At 47.5% G+C, this 17,357-nt stretch carries 15 protein-coding genes; 5 read left to right on the top strand and 10 right to left on the bottom strand.

Annotated features, from left to right (window positions below):
- Window positions 1–5: 5 nt before the first annotated feature.
- Window positions 6–1,118 (bottom strand): NADH:flavin oxidoreductase, encoded by a 1,113-nt coding sequence (locus ACJJIJ_RS20210; RefSeq protein ID WP_444938273.1) that lies wholly within the window; start codon window positions 1,116–1,118, stop codon window positions 6–8.
- Between the two features lie 414 nt (window positions 1,119–1,532).
- On the opposite strand from ACJJIJ_RS20210, the gene ACJJIJ_RS20215 reads away from it, so the two are divergent.
- Entirely contained in the window at window positions 1,533–1,994 is a 462-nt protein-coding gene (locus tag ACJJIJ_RS20215; protein WP_108731589.1) for a winged helix-turn-helix transcriptional regulator, read from the top strand.
- Between the two features lie 21 nt (window positions 1,995–2,015).
- On the opposite strand, the gene ACJJIJ_RS20220 is transcribed toward ACJJIJ_RS20215, so the two are convergent.
- From ACJJIJ_RS20220 to ACJJIJ_RS20240, 5 genes are all read right to left on the bottom strand, one after another.
- Window positions 2,016–3,074, bottom strand: a complete 1,059-nt coding sequence (locus ACJJIJ_RS20220; protein ID WP_444938274.1) for a type 1 glutamine amidotransferase domain-containing protein — start codon at window positions 3,072–3,074, stop codon at window positions 2,016–2,018.
- 202 nt (window positions 3,075–3,276) lie between these two features.
- Window positions 3,277–4,524, bottom strand: coding sequence for a sensor histidine kinase (locus ACJJIJ_RS20225; protein ID WP_444938275.1), 1,248 nt, complete (start codon window positions 4,522–4,524; stop codon window positions 3,277–3,279).
- A complete protein-coding gene (locus ACJJIJ_RS20230; protein ID WP_444938276.1) occupies window positions 4,508–5,203 on the bottom strand; it encodes a response regulator transcription factor in 696 nt (231 codons plus the stop codon). The genes ACJJIJ_RS20225 and ACJJIJ_RS20230 overlap by 17 nt, the downstream gene beginning before the upstream one ends.
- Window positions 5,204–5,311: 108 nt before the next feature.
- A complete protein-coding gene (locus tag ACJJIJ_RS20235; protein WP_444938277.1) occupies window positions 5,312–6,049 on the bottom strand; it encodes a pteridine reductase in 738 nt (245 codons plus the stop codon).
- Entirely contained in the window at window positions 6,033–7,253 is a 1,221-nt protein-coding gene (locus ACJJIJ_RS20240; RefSeq protein WP_444938278.1) for a multifunctional CCA addition/repair protein, read from the bottom strand. Before ACJJIJ_RS20240 ends, ACJJIJ_RS20235 begins: the two co-directional genes overlap by 17 nt.
- Before the next feature lie 535 nt (window positions 7,254–7,788).
- Here ACJJIJ_RS20240 and ACJJIJ_RS20245 point away from each other — a divergent pair.
- Window positions 7,789–8,361 carry a helix-turn-helix domain-containing protein gene (locus ACJJIJ_RS20245; RefSeq protein ID WP_252084349.1) on the top strand — a complete coding sequence of 191 codons (573 nt, stop codon included), beginning with the start codon at window positions 7,789–7,791 and terminating at the stop codon, window positions 8,359–8,361.
- Window positions 8,362–8,443: 82 nt separating this feature from the next.
- Here the strand turns inward: ACJJIJ_RS20245 and ACJJIJ_RS20250 are convergent, their stop codons facing one another.
- The 3 genes from ACJJIJ_RS20250 to ACJJIJ_RS20260 all read right to left on the bottom strand — a co-directional run bounded on the left by ACJJIJ_RS20250 (window position 8,444) and on the right by ACJJIJ_RS20260 (window position 13,409).
- On the bottom strand, window positions 8,444–10,033 hold the full coding sequence (locus ACJJIJ_RS20250; protein ID WP_252084350.1) for a SpoVR family protein: 1,590 nt from the start codon (window positions 10,031–10,033) through the stop codon (window positions 8,444–8,446).
- Entirely contained in the window at window positions 10,027–11,310 is a 1,284-nt protein-coding gene (locus tag ACJJIJ_RS20255) for a YeaH/YhbH family protein (protein WP_252084351.1), read from the bottom strand. Before ACJJIJ_RS20255 ends, ACJJIJ_RS20250 begins: the two co-directional genes overlap by 7 nt.
- Window positions 11,311–11,486: 176 nt before the next feature.
- Window positions 11,487–13,409 (bottom strand): PrkA family serine protein kinase, encoded by a 1,923-nt coding sequence (locus ACJJIJ_RS20260; RefSeq protein WP_252084352.1) that lies wholly within the window; start codon window positions 13,407–13,409, stop codon window positions 11,487–11,489.
- A 355-nt stretch (window positions 13,410–13,764) separates the two neighbouring features.
- Between ACJJIJ_RS20260 and galE the strand changes: the two genes are divergently transcribed.
- The 3 genes from galE (at window position 13,765) to ACJJIJ_RS20275 (ending at window position 16,450) form a co-directional block, all read left to right on the top strand.
- A complete protein-coding gene (galE, locus tag ACJJIJ_RS20265; RefSeq protein WP_252084353.1) occupies window positions 13,765–14,790 on the top strand; it encodes a UDP-glucose 4-epimerase GalE in 1,026 nt (341 codons plus the stop codon).
- 109 nt (window positions 14,791–14,899) lie between these two features.
- Window positions 14,900–15,520 carry an ABC transporter ATP-binding protein gene (locus tag ACJJIJ_RS20270; RefSeq protein WP_444938279.1) on the top strand — a complete coding sequence of 207 codons (621 nt, stop codon included), beginning with the start codon at window positions 14,900–14,902 and terminating at the stop codon, window positions 15,518–15,520.
- Window positions 15,521–15,544: 24 nt separating this feature from the next.
- Window positions 15,545–16,450, top strand: a complete 906-nt coding sequence (locus ACJJIJ_RS20275) for a hypothetical protein (RefSeq protein ID WP_444938280.1) — start codon at window positions 15,545–15,547, stop codon at window positions 16,448–16,450.
- Window positions 16,451–16,541: 91 nt separating this feature from the next.
- Here ACJJIJ_RS20275 and ACJJIJ_RS20280 read toward each other — a convergent pair whose 3' ends face one another.
- Window positions 16,542–17,354 carry a symmetrical bis(5'-nucleosyl)-tetraphosphatase gene (locus ACJJIJ_RS20280; RefSeq protein ID WP_444938281.1) on the bottom strand — a complete coding sequence of 271 codons (813 nt, stop codon included), beginning with the start codon at window positions 17,352–17,354 and terminating at the stop codon, window positions 16,542–16,544.
- Window positions 17,355–17,357 lie beyond the last annotated feature (3 nt).

The following is a 17,357-nucleotide window of genomic DNA, read 5'->3' on the forward strand; positions in this document are numbered from 1 at the left end:
AAAAATTAACTCAGGCTCATTAGCGCCTCTTTGGTGAACGGAGTGATTTCCTCCGCGCGATCTTCACGTACCTTGGCGAACCAGTGTGAGTCTTGTAATAGTGCGCGGCCAACGGCAATCAGGTCGAACTCCTGGTTGTCCATACGGCGGGTCAGTTCGGCTAAATCGGTAGGATTGGCAGTGCCGCCCATACCCTGGTTATTGCCGCCGATAAAATCATCGTCGAGGCCGACACTGCCGACAGAAATTACCGGTTTTCCAGTCAATTCCTTGGTCCAGCCTGCCAGGTTGAGATCAGAACCCTCAAATTCTGGCACCCAGAAGCGTCTTGTAGAGGCGTGGAAAATATCAACGCCAGCTTCAACTAGCGGTGTTAGGAAGCGTTTCAGTTCTTCCGGGTTTTGCGCCAACTTGGCTTCGTAATCCTGCTGCTTCCACTGGGAGTAGCGCAGCACTATGGCAAAGTCTTCGCCTACGGCTTCACGTACCGCTTTGATAATTTCTACTGCAAAGCGGGTGCGATTTTCGATGGAGCCACCGTACTCGTCATCGCGTTGGTTGGTACCTTCCCAGAAAAACTGGTCGATCAGATAGCCGTGGGCGCCGTGGATCTCTACGCCGTCAAATCCAATTTCCTTGGCTGCTTTCGCCGCGTCCGCAAAAGCTTGTACAACTTCCTGGATGTCCTCTTTGCTCATCGCCTGGCCATTGGGCTTGCCGGGTTTGAACAGGCCTGAGGGGGAGTAGCCGGGCACTGATTTATCCGGGCCTATGCCCTCTTTGCGCACGGAGCCTACGTGCCATAACTGCGGGATAATCTGGCCACCGGCAGCGTGTACTTCGTCTACCACTTTTTTCCAGCCGGCGAGAGCGGCCTCACCGTAGATTGCCGGAACATTCTCGTAGCCGTTTGCGGCTTTATGATTAACGAAGGTGCCTTCGGTAATAATTAGTCCCACTTCACCTTCAGCTCGGCGGCGGTAATAGCCGGCCACTTGGTCATTGGCTGAATAGCCCGGTGACATGGTGCGAGTCATGGGGGCCATTGCAACCCGGTTGCGCAGCTTTAGGGATTTATGCTCGAAAGGACGCAGTAGGTTGTCCAGGGAACCACTCATATTTCTCTCCTGAATGTCTAGATTCAACACTGGGACTCACTGGTCCCACAAGGTCACAATTAAAACGGTTGCGTTATAAGACCTTATTTTAAGGTTGAATTCAATATCTGGTTTCGTATTGCAACTCTTTTGCCGGTATAATGGCTAGGGAGCCTCTGAATAACTCCGTAATGCCTCTGCGGGCCTTGAAGGCTGCAGATGTTAGGCGCAGCTCGCCGCGAATGGCTCAGTCCTTTGCAAGAGCTGCAACGCAGCAGCTGTGGCCTTCAAGGCCCGCCCTTCGGGGCTTGCTGAGCGATTCACACTCCGCGTTGCGACTTCTTGAAAGGTCTAGACATTCCTGTGAAGCCGCGCCTTGATTGTGAACCGCTCTGCATGCCAGAGGTATGACGGAGTTATTTAGAGGCTCCCTATATGTCACGTAAACGCTTTGATGATCTTGATTGCTCCCTGGCTTGCGCCCTAAATGAGGTGGGGGACTGGTGGTCCCTGCTGATAATTAAGCAGGCGATGCTGGGTACCCGCCGTTTTGTGGATTTCCAAAGAAACCTGGGAATCGCCAAAAATATCCTTGTGGATCGGTTATCCCGTTTGGTGGAAAACGAAGTGCTGGTGCGCTTTGATGCGGGTGAACACGGCACTCGCTATGAGTACCGCTTAACGGAAAAAGGCCGGGACCTGTTTACGGTGGTAATCGCCCTACGCCAGTGGAATCTGCGCTGGAACGGCAATAAAGATGGGATGCATCTGGTCGATAAAAACAGTGGTGAGCCTATCTCCGAAGTGGCTGTACAGAATGCCCAGGGACAAAAACTCAGTATTCGCGATGTATTATTTGTGGATGAAAATGGCCAGCCCCTAGAGCAGGCTGGCTAGCTGGCTTTTTGAGGGGCTCTATCAATCCTGGCTCTTGGACAGCAGTCTGATTATGTCCAGAGCCCTGCCCGGCTCCCAACGCATAGCAGAGATAACGCCGTGCATGGCCAGTAGGCGCTGGTCTATTTTCCCTTTCTCCTGAAGCTTGTGTAATTTCTCTGTGGCCTCGGTAAAGCCGCGCTGCTCATAAGTGAGTAGTAATTTGACGGTCTGTTCCGCCGGAGTGATTTGGCGTGGAACAGGGGTATACCCCATCGCGCTTACCATACTCTCAGCCGCCAGCCAGGTGGACCAGGGGTTTTGCCCGGTAATAAGCTGGCCATCCACGCTGACTTGTTCCAGGTAAGTGGGCCCAGCCTGAAAAAACGCGCCTTGCTCACGTAAGCGATCCTCAAGCAGGAATGGAAATCGTTGCTCGGCGTCTGGGATAAGAAAAAGCTCCTCTTCGTTAGTAAAAGCACTGATCTGCCGATCGGCGATTAAGAGCTTGCCATTATCCAGGGTGACATTGGCAAGGGCTGCTGGCCCGTGGCATACCGCTCCGATAATTTTGCCGCTGTTATAGGTTTCCCGCACCAGGGACTGGATATGGGGATTGTCGGGGAAATCGAACATGGTGCCTTTACCGCCGACAAAAAATACGGCCTGGTAATCCTCTGCTGATACCTGATCGATAGGAATACTGTGATTGACCTTTTGTTGTGCCTCCGGGTCATTGAGAAAGGCATAGTCGAAAGGCCCCAGATCATCTTTATCGATCACCGCAGGCGGTTTGCCGCCTTTGGGACTGGCAATATCGACAATAAATCCGTTGGCTGAAAAGATGTAATAGGGGCGTGCCAGTTCAGTTAATTCATAACCAGTTGCCTTGCCACTATCTCCCATCGTTTCAGTACTGGTAACAACAGCTAATATTTTTCCTCGGCTTTCCCTGGGTAATTGTTGTAAATACGGCAGGTCACTGACTGTCGTAGTGGAAAAGTCCTGCTCTTGGGGTGGAATTAGGCCCTTGATCCAAATAATAAAACCAAAAAAGACGGACAAAGTCAGTGCCAGGGAAATAATAATTTTCTTCAACATATTAATCTCCAAAATTGCAGTAGCAGACGGAAAATATTCTAGTGAGTTCGTAGGAGAATAAGGGGTGGAAGGTGAAATTCTGGTGAGATTGTAATTGCTATTTAGGAAGAAAGAATAAGCTGCGCTCGAGATCGTATAAGGTATGGATGCCGATTCAGTGTGCATCTCGAGCGCATACGGTAAAAATTTGAATCTTAGAACGCTACTGTGTAAAAGACAGAGCGCACTGATAAATATTGTTTCGACATTGGATAGAGATAGTCCAATTTAAGGCTTCACAGATTCTCTTGGCCAGGAAAAGGCCTTGACCAATACCGTCACTGCCTTCCCTTTTTTGGCCGGGTAAGAGGGAGGTTTCTAGGTCTAACTGGTTGTCTGTGGTGTTCTCAAAAAATAGTGTGTCCCCCTTATAGGTAATAACCAACTCAGGGCTGGTAGCGTGCTGTAATGCATTGCTGATTAAGTTGTCGAATAACAGACTTACCAGGTGTCGATTGGCCAGGACTCTGACTTTGTGCCCTAACTTTAAATCAACATTAAAATGCTTTTGTACAATTAACTGGTGTTGAGCTAAAAGACGCTCCTCTAGTAAAGCACGCAATGGGATATCTTCCGACTGTAGAGACTCAGAGCGGGCGAGGGCTAATAGTGTCTTAACGGTTTTTTCCATACCGGTAACCGTTTCTAATAGCTCATTTTTCTCAGCTAAAGTCATTTCCCGATTTTGACTGAGAGCCAGTGTGCTTTTCAGAATGGTTAGCCCGGTGCGCAACTCATGGCTTGTATCCCGGGTAAACTCAGTTTCCCTGCGCAATGTTAGCTTGAGCTGGTTAAGTGTATCTTGCAATGTACTTGCGAGATAACCGATTTCATCTTGTTCATTGTTATAGGGCAGGGAAATTTGAGAATCGCAGTTTCTCTGCTGCTGAACTGCTTTAGCAAGGGTTACTACAGGCGCGATGGTTTTACGGGAAATACGATAAGCACAATAGAGGGCTAAGAGTAGGGTCAAGATACAGGCGCTGGCAAAGAGCCAGAGAAGCTTTGAAGATTGTCGGGTAACAGTGAGCAATTCACTGACTTCAGCTACGAGAACGGCGGAATGGTTGTCTGGAAAATGTACTCTGCGTAAATGGAAGTGATGTTCAGTATCACTAAACCACTCAGCCTTTTCTGCATAGCTTGGTAGAGCAGTGCGCAGTTCGGCCGGAATTATTTTGCTTTCAGTGTATAGCGTTAAATAGGGTAGGCGTGGCTCTGGGGTCGTATTAGGCAGTCTTGCCTGCTGTTCGAGGTAGCGGACTTCTCCGGCCAATAAGTTATCGAGTAAATGGTCTTCAACTACATAGGCCACCATCATACAAATGGCAAAAAACACCAAGCATAGCAGTAGGGTAAAACTGCCAAAAATAGCGAAGACCTTCCTCTGTAAATTACTGGTTTCGCGCATTGGGAGTTTCCAACTGATAACCGAGATTGGTGATGGTTTTCAACATAGGGGCCTGGAAAGGCTTATCCAGTGTTTGGCGAAGACTATAAATGTGGGATTTTAAGGCGTCTGTTTCTGGGGGTTCATCACCCCAAATATGGTGGATTATTGCCGAGCGGCTTACTGGTGCTGGCGACGCCTGGGCAAGCATAGTGAGAATGCGAAAACCGATAGTTGTCAGGGGCAGAGGTTGTTTATCCCGGTAGGCCGTTTGCTGGCGCTGGTTTATCTGTAAATCACCAACCTTAATTTCTTCACTGGTATGCAGCTGGTGTCTACGTGCCAGGGCGCGGCATCTCAGTATCAGTTCCCTTGGTTCGAAGGGCTTACATAAGTAGTCATCGGCACCGATACCAAATCCGCGTTCTTTATCTGCGAGAGCATCTCGGGCAGTTAACATCAGAATTGGCATGTTAATTGGCGCTTGTGCTTTGATCTTTTCGCAGACCTCTAAGCCGTCCATATCCGGCAGGCCCAGGTCGAGAATAATCAGGTCGAAGATTTGTTCCAGGGCCAGCTGCAAGCCCTGGCGACCCCGGTGGGCATAATCTATCTGCCAGCCCTCAGCATGTAGGAATTCGGCAAGCTGGCGGGCGATAGTGGGGTTATCTTCAATCAACAATATCTTCAGTGAGCGCACCGGCAAATCTCTTTTGGCAGAGGAAGTTACAAAACATTCTGACAGAGTGCCGGTGAAATTGAAGTGAAGCCCCGTTGTTGGACTGTTTTAGATATTGGTTGGACCGCTCTAGATATTGAGGTTGCGGCCGCCGTCAACGGCAATAACCTGACCGTTGATATAGGGGGCATCACAGGCAAGGAAGCGCACGGTCTTGGCGATATCGCTGGGGTCACCGGTTCGAGCCAAAGGAATGCACTGGGTGATTTTTGCTTTCTTGGCTTCGTTAGTTGCCTCTTGTTCTGGCCAAAGAATGGCACCGGGGGCGACTGCATTGACCCGCACCTGGGGCGATAGTTCCAGAGCGAGGCTTTTTGTCAGCATTACCAGCCCAGCCTTGGCGGCGCAGTAAATAGTGTGCTCGGGCATCGGGCGCTCGGCGTGAATATCCGCCATATTAACAACGCAACCCTGTTGTTGGCTGAGTGTTTCTTTCAGGGCCTGAGTGAGAAAGAAAGGGGCTTTGAGGTTGCTGCCTACCAGCCGATCCCAGTCCTCCTCGGTCGCCTTTCCCACAGGTGTGGGGTGAAATGCTGAGGCATTGTTGACCAGAACATCAATACCGCCCCAGGCCTCTTGTGCGCGCTGGGCCAGATTGGAACAGGCTTCGGCGCTATTCAATTCACTGTGCAACGCTATGGCAGAGTTGGGGCGAAGTTGGTTCAGCTCGTTTGCCAGGGCCTTGGCAGCATCAGCCGAGTTGCGATAGTGAATAACAACTCTGTGATCTTTATGTAGCTCCTCAGCAATAGCACGACCCAGGCGTGCGGCGGCACCGGTAATCAACACATTACGCAATGTAGTCATCCTTTACTTTGGCGATTGCCTTGATACGCTCCCGGTCCAGTGCTTGCCCGAGTTTCGCACCCTGGTAGCCCTGTTTAATCAACTCCTCGGCAGTTACTGCCGCTGCCTCATCTCGAGCGGCGCGTAAAAATTCCACCTGTGGATAATCTCGATTCTCCAGTCCCTCACGACCTCGGGCATCAGCCTCACAGGCGCGAAGAAAGTTCTCAAATCGCTCGGGACGTCGCAAGGCATCCAGACTGCGGATTATTTTCATAATGGTTTGTGGGCGCAATTCGAAGGCTCGGTGGCAATGCAGGTGATATTCGCAGACCCCGACAGCTAGTGCAGTCAGGTCTTTTGGGGTACGCCAGCGCTCACAGACGGCTTTTACAAGAGGTACGCCTGCGGCCTCGTGGCCGTGGTGACTGGGAAGAATTTCCTCGGGAGTCAGTCCTTTGCCCAGGTCGTGTAGCAGTACTGCAAAACGCAAGGGGAGCTCTGCCGGTGCGGCGCGCAGGGCTAGTAGTACGTGTTCTCCAGTGTCCACTTCGGGGTGGTGTTTGGGCGGCTGGGGAACACCAAACAAACTTTCTAACTCTGGTAAAAGTACTGATAGGGCGCCGCAGTCTCGCAGTACTCGAATAAAAATATCGGGGTCTGGCTCGGTAAGCGCCCGGCTTACCTCTTTCCAGACTCTCTCGGCCACCAGATATTCCACTTCACCCGCTTCTACCATCTGGCGCATGAGTATCATGGTTTCAGGGGCAACGCTAAAGCCAAGGTGATGGTAGCGGGCGGCAAAGCGGGCCACTCGCAGAACTCTTAGCGGGTCTTCGGCAAAAGCAGGGGAAACATGGCGCAAAAGCCGTGCCTCCAGATCTTTCTGCCCGCCGTAGGGGTCAATTAGCTTGCCGTCGGTGTCTTCTGCAATGGCATTAATAGTGAGATCTCGCCGCAGGAGATCCTCTTCCAGGGTGATATTGGCATCGGCGTTAACTGTAAAACCGCCATAGCCGTGTCCGCTCTTTCTTTCGGTGCGAGCGAGCGCGTATTCTTCACCGGTCTCAGGGTGTAGGAATACTGGAAAATCTTTGCCGACTGGGCTGTATCCGAGGTCCTGCATTCTATCTGCATCTGCCCCAACCACTACCCAGTCGCGCTCGGTAACTGGACGATTCAAAAGTCTGTCGCGCACTGCGCCGCCAACAAGGTAGATCTTCAAAAATTGTTCTCCAGAGCTGGAGATATCATTAATTCGGTAGGTGATTGTACTGCCATAAGTCCATTAGTTCCGGCAATGTCCGCAGGGGTGCTGCTGGATAAGTAAGAAAGCAGGGAAGGAGAGTCAGAGGTTTTGGCAAGATAAAAAAAAGGCCCCGAAAAAACAAGGGGGCCCAGGGTCTTAGGGTATTCGCTTAGCAAACATCTAATTGCCAATAGCGGGATCGCTGACTTACCGGCCATACCCGCTGGAGAGGATCTGGCGACACACTGGTACCGCTAAATCTGAAGTCATTCTATGTGACCTGTCATACCTGTCAACTATATCTTTTAGTATTTTTTGAGGGGGTTGTATCTCTGTTCGTTAACTAAATACATGGACCGAATTTCGGGCTGGTTTTGCAGCATTGAACAGCATAATTTATAGGGGCGATCCTGTTGGGCAGGATAATTTCGCGCCTGGCTTCGGGGGATGGAGTTGGGGCTTTTGAAATTGACCTGGTCGTCAAGGATTGCAGTTGTTGGGGAGAATAAATATGAGCGAACTACATGTGCTAACCACCGGGGAAGCGGCTCGGTATTGTGGGGTCAACTTCCGAACGGTGATTCGCTGGATTGAGCGGGGGCAGCTCAAGGCTTACAAGCTTCCTGGGCGTGGCGACCATCGGATTTGTGTAGAGGACTTCGTGGGTTTCCTGCGGGATAACTCTATGCCAGTGCCGAATGACCTGGCGATACCCAGTCGCAAAGTTCTGTTGCTGACAACAGATCCGGAACTGACTTCTTCAGGCCTCCAGGCCTTGAAAAATATCGGCTGTGAAATTGAAGTGGCTGGTGACAGTTTCTCTGCTGGTGTTTTATTAGCTAATGCTAAGCCGGCGCTGTTGGTTGTCGATGCCGCATTGGTTGGTGACGGGGGCTTTCAGGTACTGGATTACTTGAGGTCGCGCAGCGAGTATAGCAGCCTACGTATCCTGGTTGTGGCTGCTGAGGAAGATCTGGATAAAGCCCGCTGGCTGGATGCGGGGGCCGATGCCCTTCTGGCACATCGTGAAGAACGCGGTGAACTGGCTGCTAAAGCCAGGTTGCTGCTAGAGGCTGATCACTAAGCCAAGTTTTCTGCCTGGATTTATTCCTGGCCATTCGCCCCGTTTGCACGGGAGTTTTAATAAAAAGCTCCCGTGCAAAGATTCAGATAGGTTTCGGAATCAGCATTGACTCCTCTTCTCCTTCCTGCCGATCACGGCCCTGTTCAGGGCAGTGGAAGCTAGCCGTAATTTCATCGCCGTTGAGGCTGTTTAGATGTATATCAAAACCCCAGAGTCTGTGTAGATGCCTTAAAACTTCCGGAGTATCTTTGCCAAGTGGCCGGCGGCGATGCTGGGTGTGATTTAAGGTGAGTGAACGATCTCCCCGTGTATCTACAGAGTAAACCTGTATGTTGGGTTCTCGATTACCCAAGTTGTACTGGCCGGCGAGATTCTCCCGAAGTTGTCGATAACCACTTTCGTCATGGATTGCACTGACAACAATTTCATTTTCCTGATCGTTGTCGCTGACACAAAAGAGTTTCATATCGCGCATCACTTTTGGTGAGAGAAACTGTAGGATAAAACTCTCATCCTTGAAGTCACGCATGGCAAATTGGAGTGTTTCTCGCCAATTGCTCCCAGCGATATCTGGGAACCAGCGGCGATCTTCATCAGTCGGTTCTTCACAGATACGCCTGAGATCACTGAATATACTGAAGCCCAAGGTGTATGGATTGATGCCATTGTAATAAGGACTGTCAAAACTGGGCTGATAGATCACGTTCGTATGACTTTGTAAGAACTCCATCATAAAGCCTTCAGTCACTCGTCCTCGCCGGTAGAGTTCTGTTAGCAGTGTGTAGTGCCAAAAAGTGGCCCACCCCTCGTTCATGACTTGAGTTTGGCGCTGTGGATAAAAATACTGTGCGAGCTTGCGCACGATACGTACTAATTCTCTTTGCCAACCTTCAAGTAAGGGGGCATTTTTTTCGATAAAGTAAAGGAGGTTCTCCTGAGGTTCCTCCGGAAAACGTTTCTCATTGGTTTCCTCGGTGCCTTCTCCAAGTTTTGGGATTGTTCGCCATAGATCGTTGAGTTGACGTTGCCGATATTCTTCACGCTCCTGTTGTTGGCGCTCTTCTTCAATAGCTGAGATGGGGTAAGGGCGTTTATAGCGATCCACGCCGTAGTTCATTAAGGCATGGCAGGAGTCGAGAATGGCCTCGACTTCATCAAGCCCGTGGCGTTCTTCACAGCGGGAAATATAATTTTTGGCAAAGATTAGGTAGTCGATAATACTACTGGCATCCGTCCAGGAGCGGAAAAGGTAATTGCCCTTGAAAAAAGAATTGTGTCCATAGGATGCATGAGCGATCACCAAGGCCTGCATTGTCATGGTGTTTTCCTCCATGAGGTAAGCGATGCAGGGGTTGGAGTTGATAACAATTTCGTAGGCGAGCCCCATTAAACCGCGCTGATAATTATTCTCAACACTTATAAATTGCTTGCCAAACGACCAATGGTTGTAGCCCACTGGCATACCCACCGAAGAGTAGGCATCCATCATTTGTTCTGAACTGATAACCTCAATTTGATTGGGGTAGGTATCCAGGCCAAATTCGTCCGCCAACGCGCCAATGGCGAGGTCATATTCCTGGATCAGCTCAAATGTCCACTCTGAGGTGGTAGAAATAGGGTTTGCTGATTCTGGTTTTTGCGAATCGCTGCCGCTGGCAAATGTATCTAGCATCGAGCGGTCACCTTCTGGCTGAACAGTTGACGGAATACAGGGTAAATATCCTGCACATCCACAATTTGCTCCATGGCGAAGTGATTTGGGAATAGGGTACGTACACTTTCGTATTCTTCCCACAAGGCTTGGTGGTCTCTGGGAGTTATTTCCACGTAGGAGTAGTACTGTACATGGGGCATGATGTCGTCAATTAGGATACGATGGCAGGTGCTGGAGTCATCATTCCAGTTGTCGCCATCTGAAGCTTGGGCGCCGTAAATATTCCATTCACTCTCCGGGTATCGATCGTGCATAATCCGTCTCATTAACTTCAGAGCGCTGGATACGATGGTTCCCCCTGTCTCACGAGAGTAGAAAAATTCCTCTTCATCCACTTCCTTGGCGCTAGTGTGGTGGCGGATAAAAACGACTTCTGTGTATTCATAACTGCGTTGCAGGAATAGATAAAGCAGGAGGAAAAAGCGCTTAGCCATGTCTTTAGTGGCTTGATTCATAGAGCCGGATACGTCCATAAGGCAGAACATAACCGCACGCGAACGAGGTTTTGGTTGTTTGATTAATAGATTGTATTTCAGATCAAAATCATCCAAAAATGGCACCCGCCCAACACGGCGGCGCAACTCAGCGATTTCGCCTTTCAGAGCCTCTATCTTGCGCTGATCGCGCAAAGCAGTATCTTTTTGTTCCTCTAACTCTAGGGATGTCTCTAGTTCACGGATATTTCGTCTTTTACTACTAGTGAGTGCGATACGACGAGCATGAGCTGCTCTTAAGGAGCGAATGACATTTAACCGACCAGGGGTGCCTTCGTTACTGATTCCAGCGCGGACAACTTGAAAGGACTCATTACCGGCGAGCCTTTGTTTAACCATGTTGGGCAGTTGTAGCCCCTCAAACATAAAGTCGAGAAATTCTTCCTGTGAAATTTGAAAGACAAAGTCATCCACTCCCTCGCCACTATCACTGGCTCCTCCGCCATTGCCATCACCACCTTTAGGTTGCTGGCGTGGAATACGATCCCCTGTGGTAAATTCTTTGTTGCCGGGTAAAACACGCTCGACATGACCTCCTGAGCCATGTGAAAAAAGGGGTTCACTGATATCTCGGGTAGGAATGCTGATACGTTCACCCTTGTCCATATCCATTATGGACCGGCTATTCATAGCGTCACCTACGGCCTTCTTGATATGGGCTTTATAGCGCCTTAAAAAGCGTTGGCGATTTACAGTACTTTTCTTTTTTCCATTTAGGCGGCGGTCGATGATATAGCTCATAGTTCTGCCTTTAGTCTGAATAAAACCATCTGGCAAGGCCACCATATAATCTATTCAGAAATGCTTTTGTCGTCTATTAGGCCCCCTATAGGGGGCCTAATAGACGAAATTTTTCAGCTCTAGGAAAATAGGAATAGATACTTGAAAGTTTCTATCCGTCATTGCAATTAATCCAGCTACTGAGATTTACGTACTCGGAGATACCATTCTGATAATAGGCGAACCTGTTTTTCTGTATAGCCGCGTTCTACCATGCGGGCAACAAAGTCTGCATGCTTGCGCTTGTCATCCGCAGAAGCTTTGGTATTAAAGGAAATAACTGGCAGGAGATCCTCGGTGTTTGAGAACATCTTTTTCTCAATAACAGCGCGCAATTTCTCATAGGATCGCCAATCTGGATTTTTCCCCTGATTGTTGGCGCGAGCACGTAAAACAAAGTTGACAATTTCATTGCGGAAGTCTTTTGGATTAGAGATACCTGCAGGTTTTTCTGTTTTCTCTAATTCTTCATTTAGTGCGCCACGGTCTAGGATTTCCCCAGTCTCTGGATCTCGATATTCCTGATCCTGAATCCAGAAGTCCGCATAAGTGACGTATCTATCAAATAAATTTTGTCCATACTCGGCATACGACTCGAGATATGCGGTTTGGATTTCCTTGCCAATAAATTCTACATATCTTGGAGCGAGATATTCCTTGATGAATCCAAGATAGTTCTCTTGTATTTCTGGAGGGAATTGTTCTTGTTCTATTTGTTGTTCCAGGACATAGAGTAAATGCACAGGATTGGCTGCTACTTCTGTAGCATCAAAATTAAAAACTTTGGAGAGTATTTTGAAGGCAAAACGAGTGGACAGCCCATTCATTCCTTCATCGACGCCGGCATTATCTCGATACTCTTGTATAGTTTTGGCTTTGGGGTCTGTATCTTTCAGATTTTCTCCATCATAAATGCGCATTTTCGAGTAGAGGCTTGAATTTTCCGGGTTTTTAATCCGTGAGAGCACCGAAAATTGAGCCAACATACGTAAGGTGTCAGGCGCACATGGAGCTTTTGAAAGGGAGCTATTTTCCAGTAACTTCTGATAGATTCTGATTTCTTCCTGAACTCGAACACAGTAGGGGACTTTGACAATATAAATTCTGTCAAGGAAGGCCTCGTTGTTGCGATTATTTCGGAAAGACTGCCATTCAGACTCATTAGAATGTGCCAGAATGGTCCCATTAAATGGTATAGACCCGAGTCCTTCGGTGCTATTGTAGTTGCCCTCTTGGGTTGCGGTAAGTAGGGGGTGAAGCACCTTGATCGGGGCCTTAAACATCTCAACAAATTCCATCAGCCCTTGGTTGGCACGACAGAGACTGCCTGAAAAGCTGTAGGCATCTGGATCATTCTGAGGAAAATCCTCTAGTTTTCTGATATCAATTTTGCCAACCAGGGAGGAGATGTCCTGATTGTTTTCGTCGCCAGGTTCAGTTTTGGAGATGGCAACTTGATCAAGAATCGATGGGCGGATCTTAACTACCCGAAACTTACTGATATCACCTTTGAATTCATGAAGGCGCTTAACAGCCCAAGGGGACATGATAGTATTTACATAGCGTCTAGCAATACCGTAGTCTTCTTCAAGGATACGCCCATCCTCATTGGGGGAGAACAAACTCAAAGGAGATTCAAAAACCGGAGACCCTTTGATTGCGTAGATCGGCACCTGCTCCATAAGTGCTTTAAGACGTTCTGCCAGTGAGGATTTACCGCCCCCAACAGGCCCTAATAAATAGAGTATTTGTTTTTTCTCTTCCAGCCCTTGAGCGGCATGTCGGAAGAAGGAGACGATTTGCTCAATTGCCTCTTCCATACCATAGAACTCGCCGAAAGCCTTATAGCGTTTGATGACTTTATTACAGAAAATACGTGACAAGCGAGGATCTCGAGAGGTATCTATCAGCTCTGCCTCTCCAATGGCCATCAGCATTCTCTCAGCGGGTGACGCATAGGCACTGCGGTCTGTCTTACAGAGTTCCAGGTATTCTTGAATACTGAGCTCTTCATCCTGGATTGACTCGTATCGTTCCAGGTAGTGATTAAAAATTGTCATGGAATTTACCTCCCTGTAGCCTGGTGGGCAGAGTCCAGCGTCCTGCTTATCATTTTGAATCAGAGCACTGACTAGTTGTTTCGAAGACTGTATTTACTGTGGCTCCCGCAAAGTGTTTGATTGGCGGTTATCCAGTCATTACCTTGTTTGAGTGTTGCCCGGCATAAAGCGCTATTCATTATCGCCGTTGCTAACCTTGTCCTTCCCCGGATTCGATGAAACGGTTCCGGCTTTTCCAGCATAGCTTTTTGGTTCACTACGGCACTGGATTGTCATTCAGAGAGGTTGAATTTAATGGCAGTTTTGGTCTTTACTTACGACTCAGAAGAAGTAAGTGGGTTAATAAGGAACTGAAATGGCGATTTTAGTGACTGGCGGCGCTGGTTATATTGGTAGTCACACCTGTGTTGAGATGCTTTTGGCTGGATTACAGCCAGTAGTGGTGGATAACCTCTCCAATAGCAGTCGTGAGGCCTTAAACAGGGTAAATCTGATCACAGGTGAGGATATACCTTTTTTTGATCTGGATATTGCTGATAAGCCTAGGCTTCGCCAAGTATTTACTGATCACAAGATAAAGGCAGTAATTCATTTTGCAGGCCTTAAAGCAGTGGGTGAATCTGTAGCTCAACCTTTGCGCTATTACCAAAATAATGTGGCTGGTACCTTGGCACTTATGGAGGTGATGGAGGAGTTTGACACTAAACAAATTATTTTCAGTTCCTCAGCCACGGTCTATGGAGATCCAGAAACGGTACCTATACATGAAAGCTTTCCCACTGGTGCTACAAACCCATATGGTGCTAGTAAGCTGATGGTAGAGAATATAATGAGGGATATTTGCTCAGCGCCAGGTAACGGTTGGAAGGTAAGTCTTTTGAGGTACTTTAATCCAATTGGTGCACATAAGAGTGGTTTAATTGGTGAAGATCCTCGCGGTATACCTAATAATTTACTGCCTTATGTTGCCCAGGTTGCTGTTGGTCGGCGGCCATTCCTACAGGTTTTTGGGGATGACTACGCTACGGTAGATGGTACTGGTGTCAGAGATTATATCCACGTGGTGGACTTGGCTCGAGGTCATCTTGCAGCTTTAAATATGTTGTGTAAATCCTCAACCCCCGTAGGTTGCTATACCCATAATCTTGGTACAGGCAAGGGAAATTCAGTATTAGAGGTAGTAAGGGCTTTTGAGGCGGCTAGCGGGAAGTCTATACCCTATAAAATAGTACCCCGTCGAGTGGGAGATATTGCTGAATGTTATGCAGATCCAACTCTGGCGGAGAGTGAGCTTGGCTGGAAGGCTGAGCATAGCCTGGAACGGATGGTAGAGGATACTTGGCGTTGGCAGTCTCAAAACCCAAATGGTTACGAAGCTTAAGTAACTATCTTCTCTGATTGTAATGTTGTGTAGTGGGAGGGATTCCACTACTTACTGCCAATTCTCTAAGAACTCTGGAACTATTAACTCCACAAGGAGTCACTACTCTTTGTTATTTAGGATAGCTTATTCTTTATGGAGTGAAGAAGTTTTGAATCAATTGGTTGTTGATGCTCTATATGTTCATAGAGGAATAAACAGTGTTATTGAAAATCTGTCCTTCTCTGCCTCTGCCAGAATAATAAAAATATTGGGAAAGAATGGCTCGGGGAAGACAAGTCTTTTGCTCGGGATATCAGGTCTAATTTCTATCTCCTCAGGTACTATTAATTTACTTGGGGAAATAAAAAGGTCAAGCCGAAGAGAATGGTGTGGAGTGTTTTCTGATGCGGTCACCCTTCCAAGTTATTTATCTGTTGAGGAAGTCCTATCTGTTTGCCATATACAAAAATCTGACCGTTTAAATGAATTTAAAGAAGAGTTTTTGTGCGATATTCATTCTTGTGCAAAAGTTTCCGACTTATCGGAAGGGCAGCGAAGAAAAGTAGCTATAGTTTGTGCCTTATTTAAAGAAAATGGAGTTCTTTTATTGGATGAGCCCTTCAATGCTTTGGATGATAACTCTAGCAGAGCTTTGGTCGAGCATTTATCAGATTATTCTGGAATGCTTATTTACGCGAGTCATAATTCCGTTTCTTTTTCAGAAAAAGAAACGGAGGTAATGTTGTGAGCCTGTCTTTGAATAACTTGTTGTTTGCAGGAGGTTGCCTTTAGGCTGAGAATTTGGGTTGAGGCAAATCAATGGATTTTAATTGGGCTGGCCTCAATAATAACCCCTGTATTGATGATGATTCATCTTCCTGTAAGCTTGCTCTTGACAGGAGAGGGTGGAGATATAATGACTTCTCTCTCTATTCTTCTAGTGGCGCATATTGCTTTTGCGGTTTGTGGAATTCTGTTGTCTCCTGAACCTGCGGAGTTAAAGTGGTATCTGAGCTGCTTCCACCCTCTAGACTTGATTAAATCTCTATGTATAGTTCAGCTTAAATACAATCCACTTTTTTGGGCGTTATGGTTGCTTCCGCTCTTAGTGTTGGTGTACTTGGGAGAGCCGTTTAGTATCTTAGGGTACCTGACTTGGTTTTTCTTATTCTGTACCATCCAATTGCTTTCTTTTTTGTCTTTAATGAGGCTCAAATATAGACAAATTCTGTTTTCACAATCAAGGACAGTTTTATTAAAAAAATCGCGTATAGTCATCAGATTGCTAATCGCGTTTGCAATTACTATTTGTTGTTATGTGTTTGCGGCTAATGAGGTTTTGATTGCCTTGCGTATTTTATTGGTAGTTGGCTCTTCAATAATTTTTACCTACGCAATAAATTCCATTTTGGAGGATGAGGCTGAAGTCAATTTTTGGATGATGATGAAATCTTGTGGAAAGGGTGAAATTGTTATTCAGGAGTACTTCAAAGGTATCCTAATATCCATGCCTGGGATTATGGTAGTTCTCTTTATAAATGGGCTGGAGTCAGCGGCCCATTTTTTGATTTACATGCTTGCTATAACGGGGTTCTCTTTACTTTCACTTTATAAGTGGGGGCGAGTTATTTCAGCTCCTTTATTAGCTGTCTCCGGGGTGATATTGTTGAGCGTATAAACCCTCAAGTCAGGTATACAGCTCTAAGGACAAAACTAAATTTCTAGTAGCCTCCATTGACCCCTGAGATTTTTTATAGTTTTGTGGAGGCTCAGAGGCTGCAGTCTGTACAAAAAAACTCTTCGTCTCCCAGGCGCATAGCTGTTAGATATCCCCCCCATACACAGCCGGTATCCAAAGCATAGATATTTTCGGTATCGGCTCTTCCTTCAAGGGCGGCCCAGTGGCCAAAAATTATTTTGTCATTTTTAGTCTTTCTATTAGAAAAACTAAACCAGGGCTTGTAATCACCATGGGATGCCTGAGGCCCACGTTTGGTAACAAGGTCGAGGGTGCCATCCTCCTTGCAGAGGCGCATACGCGTGAAATAATTGGTAATTGAACGAAGCCGCTCAATTCCGATTAGGTGATCATCCCAGCAGTGGGGTTCATTACCATACATGCCGTAAAAAAAGGCCTTTGCCATGGCTTCATTCGAGAGAGCATGCTCTACCTCACGAGATAGCTTTTGGGCTTTGGTAATACTCCAGATAGGGGGGATACCGGCGTGGACCATAGTGTATCCCTTTTTATGTACCATTAAGGGAAGGGTCTGTAGCCAGCTTAACAGACGATCTGAATCTTTTGCCCTTAGAATCTTTGCGAGATCTTGCTCTTTCTCTGTAAGATGCTTGGCCCCATGTGCCAAGGCCAAGAGATGCAGATCGTGATTGCCGAGAACAGCGGTAACTTGATAACGGTGTTCATAGAGAAAGCGTAAAGCCCCCAGACTGTCTTCGCCACGGTGCACTAAATCTCCGGCGATCCATAGTTTGTCACTGTCAAAACTAAAATGGATTTTCTTTAATAGGCGCTTTAAAGATTCGAAACAACCCTGAATGTCGCCAATAGCATAGGTAGCCAAACT

It is taken from the genome of Microbulbifer mixtoriginis (SeqCode) (assembly GCF_052467945.1).

Bases quoted from the DNA above. Each gene is read 5' to 3' on its own strand.
- ACJJIJ_RS20210 (WP_444938273.1), bottom strand. From the start codon at position 1,118: ATGAGTGGTTCCCTGGACAACCTACTGCGTCCTTTCGAGCATAAATCC.
- ACJJIJ_RS20215 (WP_108731589.1), top strand. From the start codon at position 1,533: ATGTCACGTAAACGCTTTGATGATCTTGATTGCTCCCTGGCTTGCGCC.
- ACJJIJ_RS20220 (WP_444938274.1), bottom strand. From the start codon at position 3,074: ATGTTGAAGAAAATTATTATTTCCCTGGCACTGACTTTGTCCGTCTTT.
- ACJJIJ_RS20225 (WP_444938275.1), bottom strand. From the start codon at position 4,524: ATGCGCGAAACCAGTAATTTACAGAGGAAGGTCTTCGCTATTTTTGGC.
- ACJJIJ_RS20235 (WP_444938277.1), bottom strand. From the start codon at position 6,049: ATGACTACATTGCGTAATGTGTTGATTACCGGTGCCGCCGCACGCCTG.
- ACJJIJ_RS20245 (WP_252084349.1), top strand. From the start codon at position 7,789: ATGAGCGAACTACATGTGCTAACCACCGGGGAAGCGGCTCGGTATTGT.
- ACJJIJ_RS20250 (WP_252084350.1), bottom strand. From the start codon at position 10,033: ATGCTAGATACATTTGCCAGCGGCAGCGATTCGCAAAAACCAGAATCA.
- ACJJIJ_RS20255 (WP_252084351.1), bottom strand. From the start codon at position 11,310: ATGAGCTATATCATCGACCGCCGCCTAAATGGAAAAAAGAAAAGTACT.
- ACJJIJ_RS20260 (WP_252084352.1), bottom strand. From the start codon at position 13,409: ATGACAATTTTTAATCACTACCTGGAACGATACGAGTCAATCCAGGAT.
- galE (WP_252084353.1), top strand. From the start codon at position 13,765: ATGGCGATTTTAGTGACTGGCGGCGCTGGTTATATTGGTAGTCACACC.